This window comes from Nocardia sp. JW2 (assembly GCF_051843015.1).
Classification (GTDB): Bacteria; Actinomycetota; Actinomycetes; order Mycobacteriales; family Mycobacteriaceae; genus Nocardia; species Nocardia coubleae.
Window position 1 is genome coordinate 82,758 of the sequence record NZ_JBPXLK010000013.1, and the last position, 11,892, is coordinate 94,649.

Annotated in this window: 9 protein-coding genes and 1 tRNA gene; 4 read left to right on the forward strand and 6 right to left on the reverse strand. The window is 69.1% G+C overall.

The genetic code is table 11. The annotated features are described in order from the left end of the window. Positions 1 to 45: 45 nt before the first annotated feature. Positions 46 to 675, reverse strand: a complete 630-nt coding sequence (locus tag ACSVDM_RS19390; RefSeq protein ID WP_439266808.1) for a hypothetical protein — start codon at positions 673 to 675, stop codon at positions 46 to 48. A 150-nt stretch (positions 676 to 825) separates the two neighbouring features. Between ACSVDM_RS19390 and ACSVDM_RS19395 the strand changes: the two genes are divergently transcribed. Beyond that, the gene (locus ACSVDM_RS19395; protein ID WP_439266809.1) at positions 826 to 3,969 is read left to right on the forward strand and encodes a BTAD domain-containing putative transcriptional regulator; all 3,144 of its coding nucleotides are present in this window, start codon (positions 826 to 828) and stop codon (positions 3,967 to 3,969) included. On the opposite strand, the gene ACSVDM_RS19400 is transcribed toward ACSVDM_RS19395, so the two are convergent. Next, entirely contained in the window at positions 3,953 to 4,729 is a 777-nt protein-coding gene (locus ACSVDM_RS19400; protein WP_067485464.1) for an ABC transporter permease, read from the reverse strand. The genes ACSVDM_RS19395 and ACSVDM_RS19400 overlap by 17 nt on opposite strands. Continuing rightward, entirely contained in the window at positions 4,726 to 5,670 is a 945-nt protein-coding gene (locus ACSVDM_RS19405; protein ID WP_439266811.1) for an ATP-binding cassette domain-containing protein, read from the reverse strand. The genes ACSVDM_RS19400 and ACSVDM_RS19405 overlap by 4 nt, the downstream gene beginning before the upstream one ends. Before the next feature lie 143 nt (positions 5,671 to 5,813). Between ACSVDM_RS19405 and ACSVDM_RS19410 the strand changes: the two genes are divergently transcribed. Beyond that, positions 5,814 to 6,290, forward strand: coding sequence for a GtrA family protein (locus tag ACSVDM_RS19410; RefSeq protein WP_439266813.1), 477 nt, complete (start codon positions 5,814 to 5,816; stop codon positions 6,288 to 6,290). A gap of 8 nt (positions 6,291 to 6,298) precedes the next feature. Here ACSVDM_RS19410 and ACSVDM_RS19415 read toward each other — a convergent pair whose 3' ends face one another. Beyond that, complete coding sequence (locus ACSVDM_RS19415) at positions 6,299 to 7,147, reverse strand: SDR family NAD(P)-dependent oxidoreductase (protein ID WP_439266815.1); 849 nt, start codon at positions 7,145 to 7,147, stop codon at positions 6,299 to 6,301. A 452-nt stretch (positions 7,148 to 7,599) separates the two neighbouring features. Next, positions 7,600 to 9,561 (reverse strand): BTAD domain-containing putative transcriptional regulator, encoded by a 1,962-nt coding sequence (locus ACSVDM_RS19420; RefSeq protein WP_439266817.1) that lies wholly within the window; start codon positions 9,559 to 9,561, stop codon positions 7,600 to 7,602. Between the two features lie 54 nt (positions 9,562 to 9,615). Here ACSVDM_RS19420 and ACSVDM_RS19425 point away from each other — a divergent pair, with 54 nt between their 5' ends. Further along, entirely contained in the window at positions 9,616 to 10,485 is an 870-nt protein-coding gene (locus ACSVDM_RS19425) for an alpha/beta fold hydrolase (protein WP_439266819.1), read from the forward strand. A gap of 329 nt (positions 10,486 to 10,814) precedes the next feature. Further along, positions 10,815 to 11,669: a hypothetical protein gene (locus ACSVDM_RS19430; RefSeq protein WP_439266821.1), complete on the forward strand. Its 855-nt coding sequence runs from the start codon at positions 10,815 to 10,817 to the stop codon at positions 11,667 to 11,669. A 120-nt stretch (positions 11,670 to 11,789) separates the two neighbouring features. Here the strand turns inward: ACSVDM_RS19430 and ACSVDM_RS19435 are convergent. Beyond that, positions 11,790 to 11,862, reverse strand: a tRNA-Ala gene (locus ACSVDM_RS19435). Between the last annotated feature and the right edge of the window lie 30 nt (positions 11,863 to 11,892).

Below are 11,892 nucleotides of genomic sequence, written 5' to 3' on the forward strand. Positions count from 1 at the left end.
GCCCCCGTTCCTCGTGGACGGGGGCTTCGTCGTCCTCCCGGCCGGTCAGGCCGCGGGGCGGATGATGATGTCGCCGACGGTGTTCCGCGCGTGCAGACGCACCGACTCACCGTTCGGGGCGACCGGCACGATCGTGTTGCGCACCGCGCCGACGGTCGCCTCGGTCTCGAGTTGCACGGCGGTGCCGGGGCGGATGCCCACCTCCAGTTCGCCCATGGAGGTCTCCACCCGGATCTCGCCGCTGGTCACCTCACCGATGCGGATGTCGCCCTTGGCGACCTTGGCGGTGACCGGCCCCGCGGGGCGTTCGAGGACGATGTCGCCGAGGGAGATCGTCAGGTCGCAGGCGCCGAGCGCACCGTTGCCGCGCAGCTGCCCGACCCCGGCCGTTCCGGTGAGGTGTGAGCCGGTGGGCACCTCGATGGTCAGCTCGATCGACGGGTTGCCACCGAACGGGCTGTGGGTGCGCCAGCTCTTGGGCGTCACCACCGTGAGCTTGCCGTCGGCGAAGTTCACCTCGGTCTGTTCGGCGACGCGCACGTCGCCCTTCTTGCCCGGATCGGACGGCGCGACGGTGACCACGGCGTCGGTGCGGTCGGAGGCGATGACGGTGACGCCTGCCGACAGGACATCGACGCTGACGGTGACCGGTGCGGTGGTGGCGAAGGTGTACATCGGGTGCTCCTCGGTGGATCCGTTCGGTTGATGACCATACTGTCGCGACCGGCGCTGACACGAGGCTGACACCACCCTGACGCACCCGGGGACACCATATCCGGACAGGCGACCAGCTGTGCTGGGCATCGCCCGGTCACCCGGTGCACAATGGGCGACGTGCAGATCGGAATGCTCGGGCCGCTGGAGATCCGGACAGCAGACGGTGGATCGATAGCGATACCCGGCGCCCGATTGCGGGCATTGCTCATCGCCCTCGCGCTGGAACCGGGCCGCGCCATCCCCAAGACCCGCCTGGTCGACCTGATCTGGGACGAACAACCCCCGGCCGACGCCGCGAATGCCTTGCAGGCGCTGGTCTCCCGGCTGCGCAGACTGCTGCCCGACGGTTCACTCGAGGTGCAAGCGGGCGGGTACCGTCTCGCCGTCGACCCCGGTGCCGTCGACGCGGTGCGCTTCGAACGGCTGCTCGACGAAGCGCGCGGCACCGACGACCCGCGTCAGGCCGAACTGCTGCGCGAGGCACTGGAACTCTGGCGCGGCGAGCCGCTGCAAGATGTCGCCGACAGTGCCCCGTTCGACCCGGTGATCACCCGTTTCCAAGGGCTGCGCCTGGCCGCGATGGAGGACCGGTACGAGGCCGAGGTGCGGCTGGGTCGTGGCCCGGAGGTCGTCGCCGAACTCACCGAAGTCGTTGCGCGGCATCCCGTTCAGGAACGGCTGGTGGCCGCGTTGATGCGCGCGCTCGGCGCGGCGGGTCGCGGGGCCGAGGCGCTGGTGGTGTTCCAGCGCACCCGCGAGGCGCTGGCCGACGAACTCGGCGTCGACCCGTCACCGGAGTTGTCGGAGCTGCACGTCGCGCTGCTGCGTGGCGAGGTCGGCGCCCGGCCCGCGCAGCGCTCGACGAACCTGCGCGCCGAACTCACCAGCTATATCGGCAAGCACGGCGACATCGCCGTGGTGCGCGAACTCCTCGCGACACACCGGCTCACGACGATCACCGGCCCCGGCGGCTCGGGCAAGACCAGGCTGGCGGTGGAAACCGCCCGCACCATGCTCGACGACCTCCCCGAGGGCGCGTGGCTGGTGGAACTCGCCGCCACCGACGCGAGCGGCGACCTCGCTCAGCTGGCCTTCGCGGCACTCGGCAGGCGCGACGCCCTGATCGGCGACACCCCGAACGCCGAACCGATGGACCGGCTCGTCGCCGCCATCGGCGACCGGGAAACCCTGCTGATCCTCGACAACTGCGAGCACGTGATCGAGGCCGCCGCCACCTTCGCCCACCGGATCCTCGGCGAGTGCACGGGTCTGCGCATCCTGGCGACGAGCCGGGAACCGCTCGGCATCACCGGCGAGGCGCTGTGGCAGGTCACGCCGCTCACGGTGCCGAGGGAGAACGCCGACCCGCAGGCGATCGAGTCCTCCCCCGCCGTCGTCCTGCTGCGCGACCGTGCGGGCGCGGTGCGCGGCGACCTCGGTTCGGACGCAACGGCTTTGGCGACGATGGCGCGGGTGTGCCGCGCCCTGGACGGTATCCCCCTCGCGATCGAGCTGGCGGCGGCGAGGTTGCGCACCATGTCGCTCGAACAGCTCGCCCACCGCCTCGACGACCGGTTCCGCCTGCTCACCGGCGGCAGCCGCACCGCGATCGCCCAGCACCGCACCCTGCGCGCGGTGGTCGACTGGAGCTGGGAACTGCTGTCGGACGCGGAGAAGACCGTGCTGCGCAGGCTCGCGGTGTTCTCCGGTGGTGCGAGTCTCGAAGCGGCCGAACAGGTCTGCGCCGACGGTGCGACGGTGCAGGACTGGGAGGTGCTCGAACACCTCACCACGCTGACCGAGAAGTCGCTGCTCACGGTGTCGGAGAATCCACAGCCGCGCTACCGCATGCTCGAGACCATCAAGCAGTACGCGGCCGAACGCCTCGACGAGGCGGACGACGCCGAATCCGCACGCCGAGCACACATCTCGCACTTCATCGCCCTGGCGTCCACCGCCGAACCGCACCTGCGCCGCGCCGAGCAGCTCGACTGGCTCGCCGTACTCGAGGCCGACCACGACAACCTCGCGGTCGCCATGCGCACGGCCCTCGCCGCCGCCGACGCCGATGCCGCGATGCGCCTGGCCGCCGCGGCCGGCTGGTACTGGTGGCTGGCCGGCTACAAGGGTGAGGGCACCGAGTTCGTCCTGGCCGCCGCCGAACTGTCCGGCGACGTGGACGACGAGACACGGGCAACGGTGTATGCCCTGGTCGTGCACTTCCTCAGCGGTGGTCGCGGTGGTGAACACGAGGTCGGTGAGTGGATCCGCAAGGCCAACCGGTACGGCCGCGACAGCCGGGGCGGGCATCCCGCGCTGCGGTTCGCCGGTGCGCTCGAGCGCATCCTGGCCGGACCCGAGCACTATCTGCCCGCGTTCGAATCGCTGCTCGCCGACGACGATCCGTGGGTGCGCGCACTGGCCCGGCTGCAACTGGGCAAGCTGCGCACCGTGCTCGGCCATCCGGGCCGCGCGGCCGACGAACTGCTCGAGCAGGCGCTCGCGGAATTCCGCGTCATCGGCGAGCGCTGGGGAATGTCGTTCGCGCTGACCGAGCTGGCCAACCGTACGGCCATGCGCGGCGAATTCGATGCCGCCTGCGCGCTTTTCGACGAGGCGATCGCGGTGGTCACCGAGGTCGGCACGCTCGAGGCCGTGGTACGCATGCGCGCACGCCAGGCCCAGCTGTACTGGCTGCTCGACGACAGCGAGGCGAGCGAGGCGGCGCTGGCGCACGCGCAGGAGTGCGCGGACCGCACCGGCTGGCCGACCTCACTGGCCGAGGTCGCGCTCGTCCGCGCCGAATTGGCCAGGTGGAGCGGCGAACCCGTGCTCGCGCAACAGCAGATGGAACTGGCACAGAAACTGCTCGGTGACGAGGCCGGACAACCGGTCGTGAGCGCCATGGCCCACGATCTGCGCGGCTATCTCGCCGCCGATCTCGACGAGGCACGGACCAGCCACCGCGCGGCCTTCCAGGCCGCATCGAGCGCCGGTCACGCGGCGCTGCTGGCCCAGATCCTCGTCGGGATCGCGGATCTGGCCTTGCGCGCCGAACAACCGGAGCAGGCCGCCCGCCTGCTCGGTGCCGCCACCGTCACCCGCGGCGTGCCCGACCTGTCGCTGCCCGACGCGGCCCGCATCGAGGAGCAGACACGCCGAAGCCTCGGCGAAGCGGACTTCGCCGAGGCGGTGGCTCGTGGGTCGGAGTCGGATGTCACCGAACTGGTCGAGCTCACACTCGCTTGCTGAAGGTCGAGCGCGACCACACATAGCCGATCACCGCGAAGCCCGCACACCAGGCGAAGGCGGCGACGGTGTGGCCGCCCGACGGCGTGCCGGCCAGGAAACCGCGCACCGATTCGATGATCGGGGTGAAGGGCTGGTACTCGGCGAACTGCCGCACACCGGGCCCCATCTTCTCGGCGGGCACGATCGCGCTGCTCAGGAAGGGCAGCATGAGCAGCGGAACCACCGACATCCCCGCGGCCTCCGGGGTCTTGGCGGCCATGCCGAGGGCGACGGTGAGCCAGGCGGCGGCGAAGGCGGTCGCCAGCAGCACACCGAGCGCGCCGAGCCATTGCACCGCGCTCGCCGGTGACCGGAAACCGAGCGCGAAACCGACGCCGAGCACGGCCGTCAGGGCGATCACATTGGTGACGATGCTCGCCGCGACATGCCCGGTGAGCACGGCACCGCGCGACACGTCCATCACTTTGAACCGGTTGATGACGCCCTTGGTCATGTCCGAGCTCACCGACACCGCCGTGCCGGACAGGCCGTAGCTGATGGCGAGCATGAGCATGCCCGGCACCGCGTAGTCGATGTAGTTCTCGCCGACATCGAAGGCGTCACCGAAGACGTAGACGAAGATCAGCATCATCATCACCGGCATCAGCGCGGCGTTGAAGATGGTCACCGGGCTGCGGGTGATGTGGGTGAAGTTGCGCCGCAACATGACCGACGAATCGAACAGTGCGCTGGACAGCGGGTTGGACGTGGTGGTGCTCATCGGGCTTCGGCCTCCTGGGTTGCGCGCCCGGTGAGGGCGAGGAAAACGTCGTCGAGATCGGGGGTGTGGATGGAGACCTCGTCGGCCTCGAGGTCGTGGGCGGCGAGCTGATCCATCAGCGCGCGAAGATTTTTCGTTCCACCGTCGCCGGGGACGCTCAGGGTGAGCGAGTCCTCGTCGGGAACGGAGTCGGCCAGGGCACGGGCGGCGGCGGCGAGTTCGACGGCACCGGTGAAGCGGAACTTGATGTGGCTGCCGGGAATTCGGCGCTTGAGTTCGCTCGCGGTGCCTTCGGCGACGATGCGACCCTGGTCGAGTACCGCGATCTTGTCGGCCAGCTGATCGGCTTCCTCGAGGTACTGGGTGGTGAGGAAGATCGTCACGCCCTCGTCGGTCAGTTCGCGCACCATGTCCCACATGGTGCGGCGGCTGCGTGGGTCGAGGCCGGTGGTCGGTTCGTCGAGGAAAATGATCCGCGGCTTGGTCACCAGCGTCATCGCCAGATCGAGCTTGCGGCGCATACCGCCGGAGTAGCTGCCCGCCTGCTTGTTCGCCGACTCGACCAGGTCGAAACGCTCGAGCAGGTCGGCGATCACCCGTTTGCCCGCGGCACCGCGCAGGCGGTGCAGGTCGGCCATCAGCCGCAGGTTCTCCGCACCGGTGAGCAGGTCGTCGACGGCGGCGAACTGCCCGGTGACGCCGATGGCCTTACGGACCGCCTTGGTCTCCGCCATCAGGTCATGGCCCGCCACCCGCGCCGTTCCCGCATCGACCTGAAGCAGCGTGGTGAGCACATTGACGGTGGTGGTCTTGCCCGCGCCGTTCGGGCCGAGCAGGGAGAAGATGCTGCCCGCTTCGACGGTGATGTCGATGCCGTCGAGAACTTTCTTGTCCCCGTAGGACTTCCGCAGCCCGGAGGCGGCGATTGCTGTGCTGTTCATGCCGACAACAGTCGCCGGGCAGGCTGACACCGAACTGACGGCGACCTGACACCTCCCCTGACACACATCAGCGTCATGCCGTGTGCGATGTCTGTCAGTGCGGCGTCAGGTCCGCGTCAGCGCACCGGGCGACGGTTCCTCTCGTGAACAGCATCGCCATCGCCCCCGTCTTCGGTCCCCTCGTCGCCCCCGCGCCGGACTGGTCCCGTCTGTACACCTGGGGCCGCCGGTTCGCGCTCGGCGACCATGCCGTCGCCCAGCTGCTGCGCTTCGCGGTGGTCGGTGGCGTCAGCAACATCGCCTACGTGCTGCTGTTCATGTCCTGCACCGGCCTCGGCCCGCTCGGCGCCAATGTCGCGGGCTCCGTGGTGAGCACGGTGATAGCCAACGAACTACACCGCCGCCTCACCTTCCGCACCACCGCCGTCCCCTGGTTCACGGCCCAATATCAGGGCGGCGGCCTCGCACTGATCGGCCTGGGCATCACCACAGCCGCCTTGGCCGCCCTAGAGTCTTTCGCCCCCACCCTCGGCGACCTCCCCCAGGCCGGCGCCATGCTGGCGATCATGGCCGCCGTCGGCCTGGCCCGCTTCCTGAGCCTCCGCTACCTGGTCTTCTGATCCCCGGCTCAGATACCGGCGGCTCGGACGACAGCGTCGGTGAGGCGCGGGGAAAGGGCCGACATCAGTCGCAGCACTCCGGCGTAGACGGGGTACAGCTCGACCGGCTGGTCCCGGACGGCGGTGAGCACCCACTGCGCGGCCTGATCGGGGGTGAGGGCCGCTCGGCTGTCGTACTCGGCGGTGGGACTGATCATCGGAGTGCGCACGAGCGGGAATCCGATGGTGGTCACCTTGATACCGGTGCCGTGGCATTCCGCGCCGACACTGCGGCCGAAGGCGGCGAGGGCGGCTTTGGAAGCGTGGTAGGCGCTGAATTTCGGCATCACCCCGGCGGTGGTTCCCCAGGTACCGATGTTGATGATGTGGCCGCGGTTCACCAGGCGCAGCGCGGGAAGCATCGCCAGCGTCAGCCGGACGGGCCCGAAGTAGTTGACCGCCATGGTTCGTTCGTAGTCGTGCGCCCGTTCGGCGGCGTCGAGCGCCGTGCGCCGGATCGAGCGTCCCGCGTTGTTGATGATGATGTCCGGTACCCCGAACAGGTCGAGCACCGTCGTGGCCAGTGCGCTGACCTGATCGGCGTCCGTCATATCGCACGGCACCGCGTGCGCGCTCCCACCCGCGGCGGCGATGTCGGCGCAGACCTGATCGAGCCGCTCCCGATCGCGGGCGACGGCGACGATATGGGCACCGTGGCTCGCCAACAGATGCACGGTGGTCTCACCGATCCCCGACGACGCCCCGGTCAGCACGACAACTTTCCCGCTGAGGTCGACCGGCCCCGAAAGAGCCGCACCCAGCACGGATTTGGCGGAAGGTGCGGGATTGAGAAGAACCTTCGTCACGGGATTGTTCATTGCGCCTGCCCTGGTTCGGAGGTGAGTGGGGCCGACTGCCTCGCAGCGACTCTCCAGCGAATTGACCAAATGGTAAGTCACCGGCCGCGATCTTCACCGCCGCCGAAGCGGCCCGAGCGGCCAGAGCCCGGATCGCCGCCGAAGCCGAGCAGGGCGTTTCGTCGTTTCTCGCTCACCGAGGACTGACGGACCCGATGACAGATCCGCCCTGGTCGCGGCGTGGACCGGAGTGGTAGCGGCTCTGGTCGATTGGTGGCTACAGCACCCACAGCACTCCGCGGAGGCAATGACCGAGCGTAGCCACCGCCTCGTCGCGAGCCTGCTCTGAACGGGGCTATGGGGTACGACTCGGACCACATCCTCGATGCGGCCGTCGAACTGCTGCGATTTGCCGAACCGAAGGAGCGCGCACTTTCGCGAGGCAAGCGCCATCGCGGGGTTGCGCGAGGCCGTCAGTTCCGGGCCGCCGACAGTTCCGCGAGGTAATCGGCGACGGGGCCGGCCGTGAACAATCCGCCTGCCGCACCTGCGGATTCGGCGGCCGCGGGTAGCAGGGCGGTGTGGGCGCGGGCGATGGCGTCCTGGTCACCGATCAGCAGCGCGGCGCGGCCGAGGACGCACCAGAGTGCTTCGGCGTGCGGATCTCTCGGTGGATCGGGCAGGCCGCGCAGGGCGAGACGCGCGCCCTCGAGGTCGCCGGATTCAGCCAGGAGCAGCGGACGGATCCACGGCTCCGCCGGTCCCCACTCCGTGCCCGGCTCGGGCCGGAACGGGCGGTGGTGTTGAAGGTGCAGACCGAGCAGCGCCAGAGGCAGCAGTCCGTCGGCCAGCCCCGGCATCCCGGACCCCGGCAGAAGTTCGGCGGCGCGCTGGTAAGCGGACCGTGCCTGGTCGAAAGGCTCGGTGACCGCCGTGCGCAGGGCTCGATACCAGGTGGTGAAGACACCGACCAGCGGCAGGTCGTGCCGGGCCGACAGCTCGTCGGCCGCTCGCGCATGAGTGTCGGCAAGCATGAGATCAGTTGTGGCACAAGCGGATTGCAGGTTTATCAGGCGACCGAGGACGGCGGTCCGTACCAAGCCGTGCTCCTCGCCGAGGGCCACGAGACGCTCTCCGAGCACCGCACGTTCGGCAGCCAGACCGGTACGGGCGAAGCTCTGCATGTAGACACCGTTCAAGGCATAGGCCAGCAATGGCGCATCCCCCATTTCGCGCGCCGAACACTCGGCTTCGCGGGCGGCGCGTTCGGCGCGCGGTCCGGCGTCGACGCCGCGGGACTCCACCGCGATCGTCGCCAGCAGTCGGCAGCGCAGCGCGGCGGGCCCGCCCGGTATCGCGGCGAGCGCGCGTTCGGCGCTGCGGACCAGCGACCGGGCCCGGGCCGGGTCGTCGGAGCGGGCCCACACGGCGGGAACGTCGTAGGCGCCGATCACGCGCGCGGTCAGGATCGGGTCGCCGAGTTGCTCGGCGGCGGTGACGGCCGCGGCCCGATGCCGCTGTGCCGCATCGAGTCCCGCACCCCCGGTGACGGCCAGGTCGCGCATCAAACCGACCGTGGATTCGAGCCGAACACGGTCGGAGACGGTGCTGTCGTAGGCGGCGGTCGCCTGCGCCCACAGCCGTGCCGCGTCACCGGTGCGATCCAGGTAGCCGGCTTGGCGCAGGACGTCTTGTTCCAGCCGGGCCAGGCGAGGACCGGGTTCGAGACCGAGATGGTCGCGCAGCATCGCCCGCGCGCGCCGCAGCACCGTGAGGGCGTCGGCCTGCCGACCGGCGCGGTACAGCGCCAGCGCAAGCAGGTGCCAGGCGTCCTCCCGCCACGGATGTTCGACGACGTGCGCGTCCAGATCGGCGACGGCGGCGGCCGTGTCACCGAGTTCGATCCGCGCCGCGGCCAGCCGCTCGACCGCTAGCGAGCGCAGTTCTGTGAGCCGGCTTCGCGGCGCAACCGCCCACGGCGCTTCGCCGGCTTCGGCGTAAGCGGGTCCGCGCCACCAGCTCAGCGCTTCACTGAGCCCGGTCACCACGCGGGCCGGTGGCGCGTCGCCGAGTGCTTCCACCGTGTGGGCGAAGCGCCACACGTCGACCGCGTCGTCGGGCAGGCGTAGCGCGTAGCCGGGCCCCTCGGTGACCAACACACGGGCAGGCGTGCGCGGCGCGCGCTCGGGTTCGAGGCCCCGGCGCAACGCGGCGACGAAGGTGCGCACCGTGCCGACGGGGTCGCGGGGTGGTTCGTCCCACAGGTCTGCCACCAGCACGTCCACCGGAACCACCCGGCGGTGGGCGGCGACCAGTCTGGCCAGTACGGCGCGCTGCCGCGGCCCACCGAGCGCGACCGGCGCACCGGCCGCGTCGAGCGCCCACACCGCCCCGAACACACCGATCTCCACCCGACGTACCGTACCGACGCTCATCGGTTGCTCATTCGCGGCACGCACTCTGGACCGGACCGAACGAATGGAGCAACCATGACTTTCCCCCACTTCGAGACCCACATCATCGAGGTAGCCGACGGGGTGCGACTCTCGGCGGCCGTCGGCGGATCGGGGAGCCCGATTGTGCTGCTGCACGGTTTTCCACAGACCCGTCTGATGTGGCGGCACGTCGCCGCCGACCTCGCGACCGAACACACCGTCATCTGCCCCGACCTGCGCGGTTACGGCGCGAGCGACAAGCCGCTCGACGACGGCGACACCTACAGCAAGCGCGTCATGGCCGCCGACATCGTGGCACTGGCCCGCGCTCTCGGCCACGATCGCTTCGCGCTGGTCGGGCACGACCGCGGCGCGCTGGTGGCATTCCGGGCCGGGCTGGATCACCCGGAGGTCATCACTCATCTCGCCTGCTTGGACGTACTGCCCACCCTCGACATGTGGGATGCGCTGCACGGGACCGTCGGCGCTATCGGCTTCCACCTCTATCTGATGGCACAGCCGCCGGGTCTGCCGGAACGGATGATCACGGCCGCGGCCGACGACTTCTTCGGCTACTTCCTCGACGCCTGGACCCTCGATCCGCAGGCCCTCCCGGCGGAGGTCCGCGACACCTACCTGGCCGCGAGCCGGGCAGCGGTCCCGTCCATCGTCGCCGACTACCGCGCCTCGGCCACCGTCGACGTCGACCACGATCGCGCCGACCGAACAACGGGCAACACCCTCACCATGCCGGTCACCGTGCTGCAACAGGACTGGGGTGCTGCCCTCGGCTACGACGCCACCGCCCTCTGGAAAGCATGGGCCCCCGACCTCCGCCACCGCACAGTCGAAGCAGGCCACTTCATGGCCGAACAGGATCCAGCCCTGGTCGCCACAGAAATCCGCACCCTACTCACCCGCTGACAACCTCGGTCCGCGGCTGTCCCGGAGTTCCACATCACGGTCGGCTGGTTAGCGCGTTCGCTGATAGGTTTCGGCAAATGCTCTCGAAGACAAGGCTCGTGGCTGTACTCGGTCTGGCGGTAGCGGTGGGGATTTCCCTCTCCGGGTGCAGCGCACCGAGGCCAGCCACCCAGCCATCGACAACCTCCGTTGCCGCACCTACGACCACCGATCCGGCCACCATCGGCGGTTCGAGTATCGGTCCCGGCCCGTACCGAGTGGAGGCGACGATAGCTGTGGGCGAAAACCCACGCAGCGTTGCGATAGATCCCGGAACACGCAGGGCATACGTGGCCCATTACGCAGACTCCACCGATCAGCAGACAGTCTCCGTGATCGACACCCGCACGCGGGACGTCGCCGCCCGAATACCGGTGGGCAAGGTGTATCCGCACGGGCCCCAGTCGATCGCGGTGGACCCGGTCACCCACCTCGTCTACCTTGTCTGCGGTAACTCGGCAGGCCAGGTGATGGTTATCAGTCCTGATACCGACACTGTCACCACGACAATCGACTTCGAGGGTGACCCCTTCGCAGTCGTAGTGGATCCGGACCGCAGCACCCTCTACGTCGCCAATCGCCTCTCCCGAACCGTCACCGCGATCGACGCCATCACTCGAACTGTCCGCGCCACGATTGTGGTCGACGGCTATCCCACCGGCCTGGCGGTCGATCCGAACACACACCACCTGTGGGTCGTCAACGAGGGCAACGTCTCCGTCATCGACCCGACGACCTACACCGTCAGCACCAATATCGCTGTCGGGAAGGATCCCGTGCACATCGCCATCGACCACCCAACGCACACCGCCTACGTGACCCATTTCAATGGGCACTCGGTCTCGCTGTTCGATACCGCGAGCCGCACGCCAGCGGGAAGCGTCTCGCTGGGCGATCGGGTGACCGGCTACGCGGCCGTCATCGATCCCGCCGAGCACACCGTCTACCTCACCGGTATGGCACACAGCACTGTGTCGATGATCGATACACGTAACCGCACGCTCACCGCCGCACGCCTCTCCGGCATCACCCCGTCCACCGAATACGGTTCGTCCACTTGGGGAGCTGCAGTGGATCCCGCCACCCATCATCTCTACGTGACCAACGAGGACATCGGCCGGATCGAAATAATCGCCCATCGGTGATCGACTTCGGCAGGGCGAGCATCCAAGTTTCGTTCACTTCAACCAACGGGTGACGTAGTGGGGAAACAAGTCAGGCCGGGTTCCGAAGAATTTCTTCGGAACCCGGCCTGACTCGAACTGTGGAGCTAAGGGGAATCGAACCCCTGACCTTCTCGATGCGAACGAGACGCGCTACCAACTGCGCTATAGCCCCGTGCGGCTCTGGCGAACCGCGCTGTGACAC

Coding starts and splice junctions, on each gene's coding strand:
- ACSVDM_RS19390 (WP_439266808.1), bottom strand. CDS start 675: ATGTACACCTTCGCCACCACCGCACCGGTCACCGTCAGCGTCGATGTC.
- ACSVDM_RS19395 (WP_439266809.1), top strand. CDS start 826: ATGGGCGACGTGCAGATCGGAATGCTCGGGCCGCTGGAGATCCGGACA.
- ACSVDM_RS19400 (WP_067485464.1), bottom strand. CDS start 4,729: ATGAGCACCACCACGTCCAACCCGCTGTCCAGCGCACTGTTCGATTCG.
- ACSVDM_RS19405 (WP_439266811.1), bottom strand. CDS start 5,670: ATGAACAGCACAGCAATCGCCGCCTCCGGGCTGCGGAAGTCCTACGGG.
- ACSVDM_RS19415 (WP_439266815.1), bottom strand. CDS start 7,147: ATGAACAATCCCGTGACGAAGGTTCTTCTCAATCCCGCACCTTCCGCC.
- ACSVDM_RS19420 (WP_439266817.1), bottom strand. CDS start 9,561: ATGAGCGTCGGTACGGTACGTCGGGTGGAGATCGGTGTGTTCGGGGCG.
- ACSVDM_RS19425 (WP_439266819.1), top strand. CDS start 9,616: ATGACTTTCCCCCACTTCGAGACCCACATCATCGAGGTAGCCGACGGG.